The sequence below is a fragment of the Actinoplanes sp. NPDC049316 genome (assembly GCF_040677315.1).
Classification (GTDB): Bacteria; Actinomycetota; Actinomycetes; order Mycobacteriales; family Micromonosporaceae; genus Actinoplanes.
The window spans coordinates 39,889-58,264 of the sequence record NZ_JBFAQM010000026.1 but is presented as its reverse complement, the minus strand read 5'-3'; the positions used below and the strand labels follow the sequence as shown (position 1 = coordinate 58,264).

The window sequence follows — 18,376 nt, the reverse complement described above, 5'->3', positions numbered from 1 at the left end:
TGGCGGTGCTAGCGGCCGAGGCCGAGGTCGGCGAGGATGCGCCGGGCGGCGTTGTGGCCCGCCGCGCCGATGACGCTGCCCGCCGGGTGGGCGCCGGCCGAGCCCGCGTACAGACCGTCCAGGCCCGTCGCGTACGGCATGCGCTCGTCGAAAGCGACCGTGTTGTCGACGTGGTGGATGTGGCCGCCGGTGATGCCGAAGTGCCGTTCGATGCCCGGCGGGGTCAGCGGCATCATGTCCGCGACCAGGCCCGAGGTGCCGGGGGCGTACCGGTCGACGATCTCCAGCAGCCGGGTGACGTAGCCGGGAAGCGCCTCGTCCCAGGTCGTGCCGTCGAGGTGATACGGCACGGACTGCACGAACAGGGCCGACGAGTGGTGGCCGGCCTCGTCCTGCAGCGACGGGTCGACCGTGGTGTGCAGGTACCACTCGATGGTCGGCTCGGCGGGCAGGCGCCCGGCCTGGACGTCCGCCCACATGCCGCGCAGCGCCGCCATCGGCGAGTCGGACTCGTCTCTGCTCCGGTTCTCCGCCGCGGGCAGGCTCAGCCCGGCGAGGCTCGAGGAGCCCGGCAGGAGGTGGATGGTGGAGCCGAACGGGGACGGGGCGTTCTCGGGGAGGCAGGAGAAGCGCGGGAGGCCGGACAGCGCCAGGTTGAGCTTGAGCGTGGTACCGGGACGCTTCACCGCCGCCATGCGTGCCGTCAGCTCGGCCGGGAGCGCGTCTTGCGGCACGAGGGACAGCAGCTGGTACGGGTCGCAGGCGCCCAGTACCACCCGGGCCTCGACCGTGCGTCCGTCGGCCAGGGCGACGCCGGTGGCCGCCCCCTGGGTGACCGCCACGGCGCTCACCGGCGTACCCGTGAAGATCTGGGCTCCCGCGGCGCGGGCCGCGTCGGCGAAGGTGCGCGAGACGGTGCCCATGCCGCCCGCCGCGATCATCCACGTGCCGTCGGCGCCCGGCAGGCGGCACATGTTGTGCACGAGGAAGTTGTGGCCCGTGCCGGGGTCGTCGGGGCCGGCGTTCAGCCCGGACAGGCCGTCGGTCACCGCGTACATGCTCATCAGCAGTTCGCTCTTGAAACCGAAGCGCTGCAGGTAGTCGGCGACGGAGCCGCGTACGAGATCGACGAAGGTGCTCTGCAGCTGCGGCCGGATGTGCCGGTCGGCGATCTGCTCGACGGAGGCCGGCTCCTGCAGCCAGGCGGGCGCGAGATCGGCGCGCAGCGCGGCGATCTCGACCTGCAGGGCCTCGTCCGCGGCGATGTCGCGGGGCGAGAAGAACCGCTCCATCTGCGCGCGCGTGGCTTCCCGGTCGGTGCCGAACAACAGGTACGGCGAGCCGGGCCCGCCCGGCGTGGGCAGGAAGTAGTGCGGGTCGCGGCGCAGCACGGGGATGTCGACGTCGAGCGTGGCGAGCAGTTCCGGCGGCATGAGGCCGAGCAGGTACGACCCCGTGGACTGGCCGAGCCCCGGCACCTTGGCGAACGGGTGCTCGGTGCGGGTGGCGCCGCCGATCACGTCGGCGGCCTCGAGCACGACGACGTCGAGGCCGGCGCGGGCGAGCAGCACGGCGGAGACCAGGCCGTTGTGGCCCGAGCCGATGATCACGACGTCGGCGCGCGGCGGCAGAGCGTTCATGAGGGCCGACTCTAGCGCGCCGATCGGCGGACAGTTCCGCCCAAATCGGCGCCGGCTCGGCGCTGCCCGGCCCAAGCCGCCGCACCGGACGGCCGACCGGCCCGCCGGGTGCCGCGCGCCGGGCCGGGCGGTCGGCGACGCCGCCGCGTGCCGGGCGCCTCGTGTCGGGTAAGACAGCGGTACGGACCCGGCTACCGTGGCGGACGTCATAGTCGGCGTCATCGAGGACCGCTCACGCCCTACCGTGAGCGGCATCTATGCGTAGCGGCTGGGTACGGGAGGCGGACGGGATGTTCGGCTGGTGGGGCAGGGCGGTCGTCCACGTGCGCTGGTGGGTGGTGGCGGCCGCCCTGGCGCTGGTCGTGGCCGGCGCGACATGGGGCGCCGGCGTCTTCGGCGCGCTCACCGGCGGTGGGTACGACGACCCGGACAGCGAGTCCAACCGCGCCGCCGCGGCGATCGCCCAGCATTTCGGCCAGCGCAACCCCGACCTGGTCGTGCTCTGGTCCAGTGACACCGCAACGGTCACGGACGAGTCCTTCCGTGGTCCCGTCTCCGCCGCGATCGGCCGGATCCGCGCGCAGGCCGACGTCGAGAAGGTCGCCGCCTACACCGACCCCGACGCCTCTCCGGCCCTGGTCAGCAACGACAAGCACGCCACGTACGCGGCCGTCTATCTCAAGGCGGGCGGCGAGGACGGCAAGGCTGCCGCGTACCACCGGTTGGAGCCGGAACTCGCCGCCCCCGGGCTGAAGACCGAGGTCGGCGGTCTGGTCGCGTTCACGGACCAGGCCAACACGCAGACCAAGAAAGACATCACGCGCGCCGAGATCTTCTCGCTGCCGGTGCTGTTCGTGCTGCTCGTCCTGATCTTCCGGGGCCTGATCGCCGCCTTGTCGCCCCTGCTCGTCGGCGGCATCGCGATCCTCGGCGCTTTCGTGGCGATCCGGGCGCTGACCTACCTCACCGACATCTCGGTCTTCGCGATCAACGTCATCACCCTGCTCGGCCTCGGCATGGCGGTGGACTACTCGCTGTTCGTCGTCAGCCGCTTCCGCGAGGAGCTGGCCCGGGGCAACGACGTGCCCACCGCCATCCGCACCACGGTGGCGACGGCCGGCCGTACGGTCATGGTCTCGGGCCTGACGATCGTCCTCGCGCTCTCCAGCCTGCTGATCTTCCCGCAACCCTTCCTGGGCGGCCTGGCCATCGGCGGCATGGCCGCCGTGCTGGTCGCGATGCTCGCCGCCCTGACGGTGCTGCCGGCCGTGCTGTCCCTGCTCGGCCACCGCATCGACAAGCTGCGCATCCCGCTGCCGCAGCGCAAGCGTGCGGTGGAGAGCGCCGGAGCGTGGGAGCGGGTCGCGCGCAGCGTCATGCGGCGACCCGTGCTGTACGTCGTCGGCGTGCTCGTCGTCCTCGCGGCGTTCGCGGCGCCGTTCCTGCGGGTGGAGTTCGGCGGCTTCGACGAGCGCGTGCTGCCCCCGGGCAGCGCCGCCCGGGTGGTGGGGGAGCGGCTCGACGCGGAGTTCCCCGGCGGTGGCCAGGACCCGATCTCCGTCATCGTCCAGGGCTCCGCCGGCGACCTGGCCCAGCGCATCGCGGCGCTGCCGGACGTCGGCGGCGCCACCGTCACCGCCCAGCGCGATGCCGCCTCGCTGATCACGGTCACGTACCCGGCTGATCTTCCGCACGCCGACGCCCGCCGGATCGTCTCCGCGATCCGCGACCTCCCGCCGCCGCCCGGCGCCGAGGTGCTCGTGGGCGGGCGGCCCGCGATCGACCTGGACCTGCTGGAGAGCCTCGCGGCGCGGCTGCCGTACATGGCGCTGATCATGGCGGTCGCCACGATCGTGCTGCTGTTCCTGGCCTTCGGCTCGGTGCTGCTGCCGATCAAGGCCGTGCTGATGAACCTGGTGTCGATCGGCGCGTCGTTCGGGGTGGTCGTCTGGATCTTCCAGGAGGGCCACTTCGAGAACGTGCTGCGCTTCGAGTCGACGGGCTTCATCGAACCCAGCAACATGATTCTCGTGCTGGCCGTGCTCTTCGGCCTGGCCACCGACTACGAGGTGTTCCTGCTCTCCCGCGTACGCGAGGAATGGGACCGCACCGGGGACAACACCGCCTCCGTCGCGACCGGCCTGCAGTACACCGGCGGCATCATCACCGCCGCGGCGCTGCTGCTCATCACCGTGGTGGCGGGCTTCGCCACCGGCGGCGTGACCGTCATCAAGACCATCGGCGTCGGCATGATCGTGGCGATCATCGTGGACGCGTCGCTGGTCAGGGCGCTGCTGGTCCCGGCGACGATGCGGCTGCTGGGTCGCTGGAACTGGTGGGCCCCCGGCTTCCTGAGCCGGTTCTACTCCCGGTACGGGATCCACGAGCCGCCGGAGCCGCCGGCGCCGGCTCCGGAGCGGCGTTCCGTGCCCGTCTGAGCCGCTGGTACGCGCTCGCGCTCTGCGTGGCGGCGAATCCGGCGAGCACGATGACGTGGAACAGGTACAGCCACAGCCCGACCGCCACCGTGCCGCCGATCTCGGTGAACCCGCCGAACGGCGCGCCGAGGTCCAGCGGCAGGGAGCAGAAGAGCACGAAGCCGTGCAGGAAACCGGAGAGGTTGGCGGCGGTGAAGGACCCGACCAGGGTTGTCGCCAGCCACTCCGGCCGTCCGGGCGCGACGCCGCGGTAGACCCAGATCACCACGGGGGTCAGCACCAGCCACGCGGCCAGGAAGGACAGGACCACACCGGCCACCGCGTACCAGCCGCCGCGGACCCACAGGCCGCTCGTCACCGGCAGCGCCAGGAACAGCGACAGCAGCAGGGCCGGCGCCGCGGCCAGCAGCGGGAGCCAGAGCAGCCGGCCGCGCCAGCCCACCAGCGACTCGCCCGGGTCCCGCAGGCTGACGAACGCCCGGCGCAGGCCCTCGCCGTACAGGGTGGCGGGCAGGAGGCTGGCCAGCGCGAGCCACGGCGTGAGGTGCAGGCCCGCGTCGATGAGGCGGTCCAGGGCGTTCGGGGCGCCGATCGCGTCGGGGAGCGCGTCGATCGTCCGGCCGGTGAGGCGGCGTACCCGATCCGCACCGGCGATCAGCCCGGTGATCCAGATGGCCAGCAACGCCACCGGCACCACGGCGATCCCGGCGTAGAAGGTGACCGCGGCGGCGTGCAACGCCAGATCGCGCCCTCGCAGTGGCCGGAACGGGGCGGCCAGCAGCCGGCGCAGTCGTCGCATGCCTCCTGACATACCCATCCGGCCGCTACGATCCCGCACCATCAGCGAGACTGCTCGGAGCGGAGCCTCATGTCCCTGACCTTCAGCGCCGAGCCGGACGCGCGGCAGATCGCCGAGGCGGTCCGGCACATCGCCCGCCGGCGGTTCCTGCCGGCCCGGCTGCTCGCGCTGCCGCTGCTCGTCATCGGCCTGACGGGCTACTTCGGCATGGGCCTGTCGTTCCTCGCGCTGCTGGCCGTCCTGGCGCTGGTCTTCAGCGTGCTGGGGCCGGAGGTGGCGATCCGGCGGATGAGGCGGGAGGGCATGTGGTTGCTGGCTCGTCCCACGACGTACCACTTCGACGACGACCGTTTCGGCTTCGCCACCGACCTCGCCCGTACCGAAGCGGTGTGGAAGCTGCTGAGCGGCTACGACGAGCTCCCCGGCCAGATGGTCGTCCGCATCGGCCGGGAGCAGTACCTCACGATCCCGACCGGCGGGCTTACCGAAGAGGAGTTGATGAGGCTCCGCGACCTGCTGGACAGGGCCGCCTTCTGAGTTGTCCACAGGGCGGCCGCTCGATCCTCCGGCGGTACGCTGGTCTGCGGCACGATGTCCCGGAGGAGGTGAGTCCGATGGCCCTGCCCCATCGTGAACCGTCGTTCGACATTCTCGGTGTCCTGAACGAGCCGTGGACCGCCCAACTGGCCCTCGACCTGCTACCCGAGCACCACGGTCCCAAGGTCGAAGTCGTCCGCGGGAGCATCGTCGTGACGCCGCATGCCAACTACGACCACCAGGACATCGAGCTGGAGTTGACTTACCGGCTCAAACAGGCGGCCCGGGCGGTCGGCCTGTGGGCCTACCCGGAGGTCAACATCGTCTCCGGTGACGATCTCTTCATCCCGGACATCGTGGTGCTGCGGCGATCCGGTGGCGGCAAGAAGACGATGCCCATCACCGAGGCCGTGCTGCTCGGCGAGATCGTGTCGAGCGGCAACAGGCGCAAGGACCTTATCGACCGCCCGCGCGAATACGCCGAGGCCGGCGTGCCTTACTTTCTGCGCATCGACTTCCGGAACCGTGTGCCGGGCCTTCTGCTGCACGAGCTGCGCGACGGCGAATACCACCCGGTCGTCGCGGCGGCGGCGGGCGCGATGTTCGAGATGCGCGTTCCGTTCCCGTTCGCCGTCGATCCGGTCCAGTTGCTGGGGGAGGAAGGCTGAGCGACGGCGGCGTGCGGGCGTCCGGGAAGATGGCAGGCATGCGTGAGCTCGTCCTGCTCGGTTCGACCGGTTCCATCGGCACCCAGGCCATCGACATCGTGCGCCGCAACCCCGACCGGTTCCGGGTCGTGGCGATCGGCGCCGGCGGCGGCAACGTCGCGCTGCTCGCCGCGCAGGCGCTGGAGCTCGGCGTCGACGTCGTGGGGGTGGCGCACGCCAGCGCGGTGCAGGATCTGCAGCTGGCGTTCTACGCCGAGGCGCAGAAGCGGGGATGGGCGTCCGGCGACTTCAAGCTGCCCAAGATCGTGGCAGGTCCGGACGCCATGACGGAGCTGGCGCAGTGGCCCTGCGACGTGGTGCTCAACGGGGTGGTCGGCAGCCTCGGGCTCGCGCCGACGCTCGCCGCGCTGACGGCGGGCCGTACGCTCGCGCTCGCCAACAAGGAGTCCCTCGTGGCCGGCGGCCCGCTGGTCAAGGCCGCGGTGACGCGGCCGGGGCAGATCGTGCCGGTCGACTCCGAGCATTCCGCGCTCGCCCAGTGCCTGCGTGGCGGCGCCGAGCGGGAGGTGCGCCGGCTGGTGCTCACCGCCAGCGGCGGGGCGTTCCGGGACCGCCGGCGTGAGGAGTTGACGAACGTCACCCCCGAGGAAGCGCTCAAGCACCCCACGTGGGACATGGGGCCCGTCGTCACGATCAACTCGGCGACCATGGTCAACAAGGGGCTCGAGGTCATCGAGGCGCACGAGCTGTTCGGCGTCGCGTACGACGACATCGAGGTGATGGTGCACCCGCAGTCGGTGCTGCACTCGCTGGTCGAGTTCACCGACGGCTCGACGCTCGCCCAGGCCAGCCCGCCGGACATGCGCCTGCCGATCGCCCTCGCCCTGGCCTGGCCGGAGCGCGTGCCCGAGGCCGCCGCCGCGGTGGACTGGACGCTCGCGCACACCTGGGAGCTGCGCCCGCTCGACAGTGAGGCGTTCCCGGCGGTGGAGCTGGCCAAGGAGGCCGGCCGGGCCGGTCGCTGCCGCCCGGCGATCTACAACGCCGCGAACGAAGAGTGTGTGGCCGCCTTCGTGTCCGGTCGGCTACCTTTTCTGGGCATCGTCGAGACCCTGTCGGCGGTGCTCGCGGCGGCCCCCGGATTCGACGAACCGAGTACGGTCGAAGAGGTGCTCGCCGCGGAGGCGTGGGCGCGGGCCCAGGCACAGCGGATGATCGCTACTGCGGCTGAAGGAGCCTGATGCTGTACTGGTTGGGGGTAGCGGCGTTCGCGCTCGCCATCTTGATCTCGGTGAGCCTGCACGAGCTGGGCCACATGATCACGGCCAAGCGGTTCGGCATGAAGGTCACCAAGTATTTCGTGGGTTTCGGCCCGACGATCTTCTCCTTCAAGCGCGGCGAGACCGAGTACGGCCTCAAGGCCATCCCGCTCGGCGGCTTCTGCAAGATCGTCGGCATGACCCCGCAGGACGACGACGTCGAGCCGCAGGACCAGCCGCGGGCCATGTGGCGGTTCCCGGTGTGGAAGCGCACGGTCGTCATGTCCGCCGGCTCCATCACGCACTTCGTGCTCGCCATCGTCGCGACCTGGTTCGCCGCCGTCTTCGTCGGCCTGCCCAACCCCGCCCTGCCGCAGACCGCCGCCGAGGAGCGGGCGATCCCGGCCAAGATCTCGGTCGGCGAGTGCGTGCAGGTCGTCATCACCGACCAGCAGGGCTGCGCGCCGACCGACCCGAAGGCCCCGGCGGCCCTCGCCGGCCTCAAGACCGGTGACCTGATCACCCAGGTCGGCGCCACGCCGATCCAGAACTACGGGCAGCTCACCGACGCGATCCGCGCGCTGCCGCCGGGCGACGTCACGTTCGCGTACACCCGCGACGGCGTCCCCGGCACCGCGACGGTCAAGCTCATCGCCGCCCAGCGCACCCCGCTCGACGACCCGAAGGGCGAGGTCAAGGAGGTCGCGGTCGCCGGCGTCGGTCCCCGGCTCGACATGCCGGGCCTGGTCACGTACGGGCCGGTCGACGGGGTCGGCGCCAGCTTCGACTACGGCTGGAGCCTGGTGAAGGCGTCGTTCGCGGCGATGAAGCGGATCCCGGAGAAGGTGCCGGCGCTGTGGAATTCGATCACGGGGGAGCAGCGTGACCCCGACACCCCGATCAGCGTGGTCGGCGCGAGCCGGCTGGGCGGCGAGGCGATCGAGGCCGGCGTGCCCCAGGTCTTCCTGATGATCTTCATCTCGCTGAACGTCTTCATCGGCCTGTTCAACCTGCTGCCGCTGCTGCCGGTGGACGGCGGTCACATCGCCATCGCCTGGTACGAGCGCGCCCGGTCGTGGCTCTACGCTCGACTCAAGAAACCCGACCCCGGTCGCGTCGACTACTACAAGCTCATGCCGTTGACCTACGCCGTCATCCTGATCGGTGGCGCGTTCACGCTGCTGACGATCACCGCCGACGTCGTCAACCCGATCTCGATCTTCTCCAGGTGAGTGTGAAATGACCGCAGTCAGTCTCGGTATGCCGGCCGTACCCCCGCCGCCGCTCGCGCCGCGGCGGCAGAGCCGCCAGATCAACGTCGGCGGGGTGCTGGTCGGCGGCGGCGCCCCGGTCAGCGTCCAGTCGATGACCACCACGCTCACCGCCGACGTCAACTCGACGCTGCAGCAGATCGCCGAGCTGACCGCCTCGGGCTGCCAGATCGTGCGCGTCGCGGTGCCCTCGCAGGACGACGTCGAGGCGCTGCCGGCGATCGCGAAGAAGTCGCAGATCCCGGTGATCGCCGACATCCACTTCCAGCCCAAATACGTCTTCGCCGCCATCGACGCGGGCTGCGCGGCGGTTCGGGTCAACCCCGGCAACATCCGCCAGTTCGACGACAAGGTCAAGGAGATCGCCAAGGCGGCCTCCGACGCCGGCATCCCGATCCGCATCGGCGTCAACGCGGGCTCCCTCGACAAGCGGCTGCTCGAGAAGTACGGCAAGGCCACCGCGGAGGCTCTGGTCGAGTCGGCGCTGTGGGAGTGCTCGCTCTTCGAGGAGCACGGCTTCCGCGACATCAAGATCTCGGTCAAGCACAACGACCCGGTCGTGATGATCCGCGCGTACCGCCAGCTCGCCGAGCAGTGCGACTACCCGCTGCACCTCGGCGTCACCGAGGCCGGCCCCGCCTTCCAGGGCACGATCAAGAGCGCGGTCGCTTTCGGCGCCCTGCTCGCCGAGGGCATCGGCGACACCATCCGCGTGTCGCTGTCCGCCCCGCCGGTCGAGGAGATCAAGGTCGGCCAGGCCATCCTCGAATCCCTCGGCCTGCGCGAACGCGGCCTCGAGATCGTCTCCTGCCCGTCCTGCGGCCGGGCCCAGGTCGACGTCTACACCCTCGCCGAGCAGGTCACGGCCGCCCTCGAGGGCTTCCCGGTCCCGCTGCGCGTCGCCGTCATGGGCTGCGTCGTCAACGGCCCCGGCGAGGCCCGCGAGGCCGACCTCGGCGTCGCCTCCGGCAACGGCAAGGGCCAGATCTTCGTGAAGGGCCAGGTCATCAAGACCGTCCCCGAATCGATCATCGTGGAGACGCTGGTCGAGGAGGCGCTCCGCCTGGCCGACGAGATGGGCGCGGAACTGCCGGAAGAGCTCCGCGACCTGCTGCCCGGCCCGCAGGTCACGGTCCACTGATCCCTCCGGGCCGTCGACGGCCCGGCTTTCTCCGAGTACGGCGCGACGGGCCCGGCAACCGCAGCACCGGGCCGGGCCCGCACACGCCTCCCTGCCCGCGCGCCCGCCACGCCCCCGGCCGGGCGTTTGTGCGCCCCTGCCGCCTCGCCCGCCCACCCACCCTCCCAGCCGGACCGTCTACGGACGCTGTCGGCTCGTGCGTTCGGCGCTTTCCTGGCCGGGGCGTCGTGGACCCTGCCGGCTCGTGCGTTCGGCGCGCTCCTGGCCGGGGCGTCGTGGACCTTGCGCGGCTCGTGCGTTCGGCGTTCTCCTGGTCGGCGCGCCGCTACCTTTGGGCGGGGGCCGGTTGTCAGCCGGTGCAGGCGGTGCCGCCCTGCTGGGTGAGGGCCTCGTCAGGGCGGTCCGTGGTGACCGCGTCCACGCCGTACGAGCGGGCCTTGCTCCAGTTGGCCGGGACGTCCAGGGCCACGTCGTCCGTGGTCCAGGTGGACACCTTCAGCCCGTACGAGTGGTAGTAGTCCACGTACGCCGCCGAGCGCACCTCACCGATCGGCACCGCGTACGCGACCGCGCCCATGGCCTTGAGTGAGTCGCCGGTGCGCATGTAGCCGGACGCCGGCCGTTCGAGCAGGTAGTAGGTGAGGTCGGGGTACCAGCCGCGCATTGTTCGCAGCCCCGCCTCGCTGTTCGCCATCCAGATCACCCGGTCCCGCATCCGGAACTCGGACCGGTCCAGATACCCGACGAACGAGTCCGCCTGCGCCCGCGTCGGCGTCACTTTCACATCGAGCAGCAGCTTGACGCCCGCCTTCTTCGCCGCGTCCAGGATCTCGTACGTGTACGGCGGCCGGACCTTCGGTGTGCCGTCGGGGTTGAAGCCGCCGTACCGTGAGTCGGTCTTCCAGGGCGCGTAGTCGGCAGCGCTGAGCTTCTGCAGATCCGGCATCCACAGGTCCTGTACGCGCCCGGTCCCGTTCGTCGTCCTCGCCACGTCCTCGTCGTGCATGGCGAAGGCGAAGTTGCTCTTGTTGAACCGGATGTCGATCTCGACGGTGCCGGCCCCCAGCGACTTCCCGACGCCCACCCCGGGGGCGGTGTTCTCGGGCGCGTGACTGCCGCCGGTCTTGTGCGCGATGACGGCCGGGCACGACGCGGCGGCCACGGCCTGGCGAGGAGCGGAGTCGGTTGCCGCGGGGTTGCGAGCGGGGCCGGCCGCGGTGCGGCGGCGATCGGAGTTGGTCCCGCTGGGGTGGTGAACGGCGGGGCTTCGAGCGGGGTCGGTCGCGGCGGGGATGCGGGCGATGTCGGTAGCGGTGGTGCGGCCAATGGCATCGCGCGCGGTGGGCTCGGCCGTGGGGGACGGGCGGGCGGCGTGGGCTGCGGCCGCAGGGGCCGGGATGAGGGTTGTGGCGGTGGTCAGCAGGGTGGGGATGACGGCGGCCAGCAGGAGCTTGTGGGTGGACATGACATCAGTGGGACCGATGCTCACGAACTATGGGTTTACGGGATATGAGCGGATTCTGGCAAGAGTTTGACGTGTGTCGATCGTCCAGTTTGCTGCTGTGTGCGGGTGGGGGACGGTGTTGCGGTTGCCGGGCGCGGCGCGCCGTACCTGGAAAAAGGGCGCACCGGAACGGCGCGCCCTTCCCCCGATGGGTTTCGGCCGGCGGGTCACTCGCTGTCGGCGAGAATCGCGTAGAGCTTGCGCTTCGTCTCGTTCAGGACCTCGAGGGCGCGCTGGCGCTGCTCCGGGCTGCCGCTGAAGCCGACCTGGCGCAGCGCGCTCATGATCCCGACCGCCGCGTCGCGGAAGTCCTGGACCTGCGACATCGTGTCGTCGCTGAACTGGGCCCACGGCGGGTTCTCCGCGGCGGTCTGCGCCTCGGCGCGGCCGGCCTCGGTGAGCGTGAACCGCTTGCGGCCGCCGGTCGCCTCGGCCTCGATCAGGCCTTCGTCCTCGAGGAGCTGGAGGGTCGGGTAGACCGAGCCGGGGCTCGGGCGCCAGATGCCGCCGGTGCGGCTCTCCAGCTCCTGGATCATCTCGTAGCCGTGCATCGGACGCTCCAGCAGGAGGGCGAGCAGGGCAGGGCGGACGTTGGGACGGCTGCCGCGGCCGCCGCGGCGATGGCCGTGACCGCCGGGGCCGGGAGGTCCCCAGCCCGGGCCGCTGCCGAAGCCGCCGGGACCGCCCTGGCCGAACGGGAATCCGGGCGGGAACCCGAAGCCGCGCATCCGGCCCTCGTGCAGACGACGCATGTGTTCGTGCCTCATGACTATCTCCGATCTGTTGTCGATAGCTAGACGATATATCGGCAATCTGTCGGCGACAAGGCCATGTCGAAACTTGCCGGGGAGCGCCGGGTGTGTGGGCCGCGCGATCTGGCAATCTGATACCTGTGCTGACGGTGCCGATTCGCCAACTCGGGGAGCCCGAGCGGGCCACGGTCGAGAAGATCCTCGATCTGGACCCGTACGCCGGCGCGCAGATCGCCGAGCGGGTAGCGGCCCACGGGCTCAATTGGTGGCGCTCCGACGGCCGCATCTACGGCTACGGCAACGGGCGGCGGATCGAATCCCTGTGCTGGTCCGGCGCGCACCTGGTTCCGGTCTGCGCCACGCCGCCGGCGATCTCGGCCTTCGCCGACGTGCTCGGCGCCGACCCCCGCATCTGCTCGTCGATCATCGGCCGCTCGGACGCGGTCCTCGACCTGTGGGACCGCCTCGGCGGCCATTGGGGCCCGGCCCGCGACGTACGGCCGCATCAGCCGCTGCTCGTCGCCGACCGGGAGGCCCCCGTCGACCCCGACCCGGCGGTCAGGCTGGTCAAGCCGGACGAGGTCGACCAACTGTTCCCGGCGGCCGTCGCCATGTACACCGAAGAGGTCGGCGTGTCGCCGCTCCTCGACGACGGCGGCCGCGGATACAAACGCCGGATCGCGGAGCTGGTGCGGGGCAAGCGGGCGTACGCCCGGTTCGTCGGCGACCGGGTGATCTTCAAAGCCGAGCTGGCGATCGTGACCCGGCGGACGACGCAGGTTCAGGGCGTCTGGGTCGACCCGGAGTATCGCGGGCAGGGGTTGGCGGCAGGGGCGATGTCGGCCGTGCTGTCCGACGCGCTGCGCAGGGTGGCGCCTACGGTGAGCCTGTACGTGAACGACTACAACTCTGCGGCTCGGCGGGTCTATGCGCGGTGCGGGTTCGTGCAGCGTGGAAGCTTTGCGACGGTGCTTTTCTAGGCTCGCTCCAGCCGCGTTCCGAAATTTTCAGGCGCGCCCCGGGCCCAGCGCGGTGAACAGGTCGGCGAGGGCCGCCGGGCCGCCCTTCTCCAGTTCCGGCGTCGGAATCAGCGCCATGACCGGCACCTTCACCCCCGCTTCCCCGTAGCGAAGCACATGGTCGCGGCACTCCTCCGGTGAGCCGTGCACGATCAGCTCGTCGACCACCGCATCCGGAATGGCTGCGAGAGCGCCCTTGCGGTCACCCCTCGCCCAGGCCGTCCACATCGGAGCCAGCGCCGGCTCCCGGCCCAGCCAGCGGTGGAATTCCAGGTACGCCGGAACCGTCAGGTACGCGGCAATCATGCGACGACCCACCGCACGGGCGTACGCGGCGTCCTCCGTCGGGCACACGAAGATGCGGGCGACCACGTCGAAGTCGGGATCGTCGGTCTTCGCCTCGGACAGGGCCTGCGGCACATCGCTCGCCGCGAGCCAGTTGAGGATCACGCCGTCCGCCTCGGCCGCAGCCAGGCGCAACATCCCGGGGCGCAGGGCCGCCAGCAGGATCCGGGGCGGAACCGCCGGCGGCCGTTCGAGACGGAACCGGCGAATCCGGAACGTCTCGTACGTCTCGTCGACGGTCTGCCCGGCAAGGGCGGCGCGCAGGAAGCGGAGCATGTCGCGGCTGCGGGCGTACGGCTGGGTGAACTCCGCCGCGTTCCAATCCCCGACCACCACCGGAGACGACGAACCGATCCCCAGCTGGAACCGCCCGGGCGCGGCCTCGGCGAGAGCGGCTGCGGTCATCGCCAGCAAGCCCGGCCCGCGGGTGAAGACCGGCGTGATGGCGGTGCCGAGGCGGGCCTCGGGCTGCCAGACGGAGGCGAGGGTCAGCGGCGTGAACGCATCGGTGCCGTTCACCTCGCTGGACCAGAAATCGGTGAACCCGGCGTCGGCCAGCGCGGCGAAAACCGCGGCGTGGTCAGCCAGCGGAACCCCGCCGAGCGGAACGGTCATGCCCCATCGCGTCACCATGGGCTCGATCCTGCCTTGCGACCGGGATCCGGTCCACCGTGCTGCGGTCTCGCGTGCGGCCGTGCTGCTGTTTCGCGTGTGGCCCGGTGGCTGTGGTTGCGTTCTACCGTGCTGCGGTCTCGCGTGCGGCCCCGGTGGCTGTGGTTGCGTTCCACCGTGCTGCCGTCTCGCGGGCGGCGCGGTGGCGGCGGCCTTGTCCAATGCGGAGACGTCGGATCGGCGATAGGTAACCGACATCTTGCATAAGTCGGGCAAAAAGGTTCGACATTGAAGCCTGTGGTGGTGAGGTCTGCCACGCCGGCGTGCATCGGGAGATGAACCGGGTAGGTTTTTGCACTGACCAGTCAGTGCAGAATAGGTGCTCATCATGACGGTTCTGACCGTGACCGCCGCGGGGGTTCGCAACCGCCGCCGTTGGCTCTTCGAAGACCTCTCCGTCACCGCCTCGGCGGGCGACATCGTGGCGATCGTCGGACCGCCGGGCAGTGGCCGCACCACCGTGCTCCTCTCGCTGGCTCAGCGTTTCCGGTTGTCCGCGGGCCGTGTGGAGGTCGCGGGTAAGGCGGCTCTCGGCTATGTGCCCGGCGTGTCCGAACCCGAACCGGTCCTGACGGTCGCGGAGCACGTACGCGAACGAGCCCTCCTCGCCGGACGGCGCCGACCAGGAGGTGTCGCTCTGCACGGGCTCGACCCGGAGGTGCGGGGGTTGGCGCTCAGCCCGTACCAGAAACAGGTTCTGGGCATCGTTCTGGCGCAGATGTCGCAGCCGCAGATCATCGGGCTCGATGCCGTCGACGAGGGATTGGACGCGGGGGAGCGGGAAGCACTCTGGACGCGGATCGGCGAGATGGCCGCAGCGGGGGCAACCGTGCTGGTGACGGCCCGGGAGGTCGATGAGGCGCGGGTGAGCACGGTGATCCGGTTGGGCGAAACTGGCCGTGAGGCGCACCCGTCGACATCCGATGTGGACAGCGGTGACGCGGCGGGCGTGCCGGATCGTGAGTCGGCGGCTGTGCCCGGGGGTGATTCAGCCGCCGCCGTGCGTGAAGACGGAGCGGCAGCCTTACCGGCGGCCCCGCCGGCAGCCTTCACGGCAGCCGGGCCGGCGGTCTCGCTGGCAGCCGGGCCGGCGGTCTCGCTGGCAGCCGGGCCGGTGGCCGAGCCGGCGGTCGGGCCGGCGGCCTTGCTGGCAGCCGGGCCGGCGGTCGGGCCGGCGGCCGAAGTGGCGGCCGCGCCGGTGGCCTCGGCGGCAGCTGATTCGGCCGCCTCGCCGGTGGCCGAGCCGGCCGCTGAATCGGCCGCCTCGCCGGTGGTCGAGCCGGTGGCCTCGCCGGCAGCCGAACCGGCGGTCTCGGCGGCAGCTGATTCGGCCGCCTCGCCGGCGGCCGAGCCGGCGGTCGAAGTGGCGGCCGAGCCGCTGGTGGCGGCGGTCAAGGGATCAGGTTCGACCGAGAGCGGTGGAGAGAACAAGTGAACGGTTTGTCGAGCATGCGGCTCGCGGGCTTCGAGCTGCGGCGTTTCCTGCGCGGCCGGCTCACCGCCGCCGCCCTGGTCGTCATCTGCGTGATTCCGCTGCTGTACGGCGCCCTCTACCTCTATGCGTTCTGGGATCCCTACGGCCGCCTCAATCACATTCCCGCCGCACTCGTCGTCGAGGACACCGCCGCGACGGCCAGTGACGGCACGAAGGTGCACGCGGGGAAGGACCTCGCCGATGAGCTGGTGCGGCGTGAGGTCTTCGACTGGCACGTGACCGATGAGAAGAGCGCCGAGAAGGGACTCGCCGAGGGCCGGTATCAGCTGTCGCTGCGCATTCCGCGTACGTTCTCGACGAATCTCACCACCGGGCCGGACGCCGACGCCAAACCGCGCCCAGCCGAGCTCGTCGTCGTCAACGACGACGCGACCAACTACCTTTCGGGCATCTTCTCGCGGACCGCTTTCGAGGAGGTCCGGGCCGCTGCGGCGCAGAGCGCCCAGGCCGGATATTTCGACAAGATGCTGATCGGTTTCACGGATCTCAAACAGCAGACCGGCAAGGCGGCCGACGGCGCGCAGCAGCTTGACGACGGAGCCACGGATGCGCGAAACGGCGCCGGTCAGCTTGAGAACGGGTTGACCGATGCGGAGAAGGGCGCGGGCCGGCTCGCCGGAGGGCTCGGGTCGGCCGCGCAGGGCGCGGACGACCTCGCCGATGGTTTGGCCGCGCTGCAAACCGGAGCGGCCCAGCTCGCCACGGGTACGCAGCAAGCCGCGGCAGGTGGGCGGCAACTCGCATCCACCGTGGACGCCGCCGCCGACCGCGTGGAGCCGGTGCTGCGGGACAACGCCCGGCTGATCGAGGACGCGGCGAATCAGGTCGCCCGCGGCGCCGACGTGTTGGCGCGAAACGTCAACCAGCTCGACGACGCCGCCGACGAGGCCGTACGCAATGCGACGCGACTGCAGCAGTACCTGGACGAGCTTCCGGACGACACGCCGGGCATCGACCAGGCGCGCGCGTACGCAAAGGAGCTTGTCGCGGCCGCGAAGCGGGTGCAGTCCACGATCGACCACGCGGACCTGGACGGGCTGAGCAAGCGGCTGCACACCGTGGCGGCCACCGCGCGCAAGGTCGCGGCGGCCGCGCCGCACCTCGCCGACGATGTCGCCGCGGCCCGGGCGAAGGTCGACGACCTGGCGGCCGGCCTCGGTGACCTGGCGACGGGCGCGCAGCAGGTGAGCAACGGCGCCTCGGATGCGGCGACCGGTGCGACGCAGCTGCGCGGCGGCATCTTCCAGCTCGCATCGGGCGCGCGGCAGCTCGACAACGGGCTGGGAACGTTGTCGAACGGCGGCCGCCGGCTCGCCGCAGGTCTCGGTGACCTGCAGAGCGGCACCGCCCAGCTCGCGTCGGGGCTGAGGGACGGCGCCGAGCAGATTCCCTCGTACGGCGACGATCCGTCCGGGCGCGCCGACCTCCTCAGCAACCCGGTGCAGGTGGACCGGACGGTGCGTCACCCCGCGGGCACCTACGGGGTGGGCTTCGCGCCGTACTTCCTGTCGCTCGCGCTGTGGGTCGGCGCCATGATCACCTTCATGGTGCTGCGCCCGCTGAACCGGCGCTACGTGGTGTCCGGCGCACCCGCGCACCGGGTAGCACTGGCCGGTCTGCTGCCCGCGGTGGCGATCGGGCTCGCGCAGGCGACGTTGCTGTTCCTGGTGGTGGTGTTCGGGCTCGGTCTGAACCCGCACAGCCCGCTGCTCACCCTGGGCCTGCTGATGCTGACCGCGACGGCGTTCGCCGCGATCATGCAACTGCTGGGCGCTGCCCTCGGCCCGGCCGGCCGCATCATCGCCTTGGCGCTGCTGATGCTGCAGCTGACATCGTCGGGCGGCACCTATCCGGTGCAGACCACGCCATGGTTCTTCCAGGCGATCCACCCGCTGCTCCCCATGACGTACGTCGTGGAGGCGTTGCGCCACACGATCGACGGAGGCCCGACGGGTACGGTGGTGACCGGCGTTCTGGCGCTGCTCACGTACGGCCTCGCCGCCCTGGCGCTGACGATCGCCGTGGCCCGCCGCAAACGCCGGCTGACCCGAACAGACCTGCACCCGGAGCTGGTGATCTGACAACCGTGGACGGACGGACCCGCAGGCGCGAGGACACCCGCCAACGCCTGTACGAGGCAGCGGTGGAACTGATCGCCGAGCAGGGTTTCTCCGCCACGACGGTGGACGACATCGCCCTGCGGGCGAAGGTCGCCAAGGGCACGGTGTACTACAACTTCGCCTCGAAGACGGCCCTGTTCGAGGAACTGCTCCGCCACGGCGTCGGTCTCCTGACGGACGATTTTCGAGCCGCCGTCGCGGGTCTCCCACCCCGCGACGCGGTAGCCGCGCTCGTACGAGCGCAGCTGGAGTACATCCGGCGTTACCGAGCCTTCGCACAACTCCTCCTCTCCGAGATGTGGCGGACGAACCGCGAGTGGCAGCAGACGCTGGTCCTCCTACGCGAACAGGCGATCGGCGTGATCGCGGAGACGGTGCAGGCGGGCGTGGACTCCGGCGATCTACCGGCCGAGCTCGACGTGCGGGTGGCGTCGTCGGCCCTCTTCGGTGTCGGGCTGGTGGTGGCGGTGGACTGGCTGGTCTTCCAGCCGGACCGCGCCATCGAGGACGTGGAACAGTCGCTGCTGGCGATCGTCCGCCGTATCGCCTGAGGGTGCAGGGGGCGTGTCGGTTCTCCTTCCTTATGCCCGGCCCTTGACGGGGATGGCGGTTGTCAATCGCTTCGGCCAGGTCTGATTCCCCGGGCCGCTTGTGGTCGGTTCGTTTGTCCTCGCTTGCCGCGCGGAGCTTGCGACCGCGCGGAGCGGGGCTGGGCG

14 protein-coding genes and 1 pseudogene are annotated in these 18,376 nt (G+C 71.1%); 10 read left to right on the top strand and 5 right to left on the bottom strand.

All coding sequences use genetic code 11. The annotated features are described in order from the left end of the window. Positions 1 to 8: 8 nt before the first annotated feature. Positions 9 to 1,640, bottom strand: coding sequence for an NAD(P)/FAD-dependent oxidoreductase (locus tag AB0K03_RS30625; RefSeq protein WP_364691871.1), 1,632 nt, complete (start codon positions 1,638 to 1,640; stop codon positions 9 to 11). A 257-nt stretch (positions 1,641 to 1,897) separates the two neighbouring features. Here AB0K03_RS30625 and AB0K03_RS30620 point away from each other — a divergent pair. After that, positions 1,898 to 3,925 (top strand): annotated as a pseudogene (locus tag AB0K03_RS30620) (MMPL family transporter); the annotation flags it as partial. Here the strand turns inward: AB0K03_RS30620 and AB0K03_RS30615 are convergent. Then, complete coding sequence (locus AB0K03_RS30615) at positions 3,924 to 4,877, bottom strand: YhjD/YihY/BrkB family envelope integrity protein (RefSeq protein ID WP_364691868.1); 954 nt, start codon at positions 4,875 to 4,877, stop codon at positions 3,924 to 3,926. The pseudogene AB0K03_RS30620 and the gene AB0K03_RS30615 sit on opposite strands and share 2 nt — an antisense overlap. A 69-nt stretch (positions 4,878 to 4,946) precedes the next feature. Here AB0K03_RS30615 and AB0K03_RS30610 point away from each other — a divergent pair, with 69 nt between their 5' ends. The 5 genes from AB0K03_RS30610 to ispG all read left to right on the top strand — a co-directional run bounded on the left by AB0K03_RS30610 (position 4,947) and on the right by ispG (position 9,753). Further along, positions 4,947 to 5,414 carry a hypothetical protein gene (locus AB0K03_RS30610; protein WP_364691865.1) on the top strand — a complete coding sequence of 156 codons (468 nt, stop codon included), beginning with the start codon at positions 4,947 to 4,949 and terminating at the stop codon, positions 5,412 to 5,414. Positions 5,415 to 5,491: 77 nt separating this feature from the next. Beyond that, complete coding sequence (locus AB0K03_RS30605) at positions 5,492 to 6,082, top strand: Uma2 family endonuclease (RefSeq protein ID WP_364691862.1); 591 nt, start codon at positions 5,492 to 5,494, stop codon at positions 6,080 to 6,082. Between the two features lie 29 nt (positions 6,083 to 6,111). Next, positions 6,112 to 7,323 (top strand): 1-deoxy-D-xylulose-5-phosphate reductoisomerase, encoded by a 1,212-nt coding sequence (gene dxr / locus AB0K03_RS30600; protein WP_364691859.1) that lies wholly within the window; start codon positions 6,112 to 6,114, stop codon positions 7,321 to 7,323. Beyond that, a complete protein-coding gene (locus tag AB0K03_RS30595; RefSeq protein WP_364691856.1) occupies positions 7,323 to 8,573 on the top strand; it encodes a site-2 protease family protein in 1,251 nt (416 codons plus the stop codon). Before dxr ends, AB0K03_RS30595 begins: the two co-directional genes overlap by 1 nt. 7 nt (positions 8,574 to 8,580) lie before the next feature. Beyond that, a complete protein-coding gene (gene ispG, locus AB0K03_RS30590) occupies positions 8,581 to 9,753 on the top strand; it encodes a flavodoxin-dependent (E)-4-hydroxy-3-methylbut-2-enyl-diphosphate synthase (protein ID WP_364691853.1) in 1,173 nt (390 codons plus the stop codon). 349 nt (positions 9,754 to 10,102) lie between these two features. On the opposite strand, the gene AB0K03_RS30585 is transcribed toward ispG, so the two are convergent. Together AB0K03_RS30585 and AB0K03_RS30580 are read right to left on the bottom strand one after the other, a co-directional pair. Next, a complete protein-coding gene (locus AB0K03_RS30585) occupies positions 10,103 to 11,218 on the bottom strand; it encodes a glycerophosphodiester phosphodiesterase family protein (RefSeq protein ID WP_364691850.1) in 1,116 nt (371 codons plus the stop codon). 206 nt (positions 11,219 to 11,424) lie between these two features. Continuing rightward, the gene (locus AB0K03_RS30580) at positions 11,425 to 12,024 is read right to left on the bottom strand and encodes a PadR family transcriptional regulator (protein ID WP_364691842.1); all 600 of its coding nucleotides are present in this window, start codon (positions 12,022 to 12,024) and stop codon (positions 11,425 to 11,427) included. Between the two features lie 125 nt (positions 12,025 to 12,149). Between AB0K03_RS30580 and AB0K03_RS30575 the strand changes: the two genes are divergently transcribed. After that, complete coding sequence (locus AB0K03_RS30575; protein ID WP_364691839.1) at positions 12,150 to 12,989, top strand: GNAT family N-acetyltransferase; 840 nt, start codon at positions 12,150 to 12,152, stop codon at positions 12,987 to 12,989. A gap of 27 nt (positions 12,990 to 13,016) precedes the next feature. Here the strand turns inward: AB0K03_RS30575 and AB0K03_RS30570 are convergent, their stop codons facing one another. Beyond that, a complete protein-coding gene (locus tag AB0K03_RS30570) occupies positions 13,017 to 14,006 on the bottom strand; it encodes an LLM class F420-dependent oxidoreductase (protein ID WP_364691836.1) in 990 nt (329 codons plus the stop codon). Positions 14,007 to 14,373: 367 nt separating this feature from the next. Here AB0K03_RS30570 and AB0K03_RS30565 point away from each other — a divergent pair, with 367 nt between their 5' ends. From AB0K03_RS30565 to AB0K03_RS30555, 3 genes are read left to right on the top strand one after another with little or no spacing between them, the layout of a single operon-like run. Beyond that, positions 14,374 to 15,480 carry an ATP-binding cassette domain-containing protein gene (locus tag AB0K03_RS30565; protein ID WP_364691833.1) on the top strand — a complete coding sequence of 369 codons (1,107 nt, stop codon included), beginning with the start codon at positions 14,374 to 14,376 and terminating at the stop codon, positions 15,478 to 15,480. Next, entirely contained in the window at positions 15,477 to 17,621 is a 2,145-nt protein-coding gene (locus AB0K03_RS30560) for a YhgE/Pip domain-containing protein (protein WP_364691830.1), read from the top strand. The genes AB0K03_RS30565 and AB0K03_RS30560 overlap by 4 nt, the downstream gene beginning before the upstream one ends. 5 nt (positions 17,622 to 17,626) lie before the next feature. Beyond that, entirely contained in the window at positions 17,627 to 18,211 is a 585-nt protein-coding gene (locus AB0K03_RS30555; RefSeq protein ID WP_364691827.1) for a TetR family transcriptional regulator, read from the top strand. Positions 18,212 to 18,376: the final 165 nt, after the last annotated feature.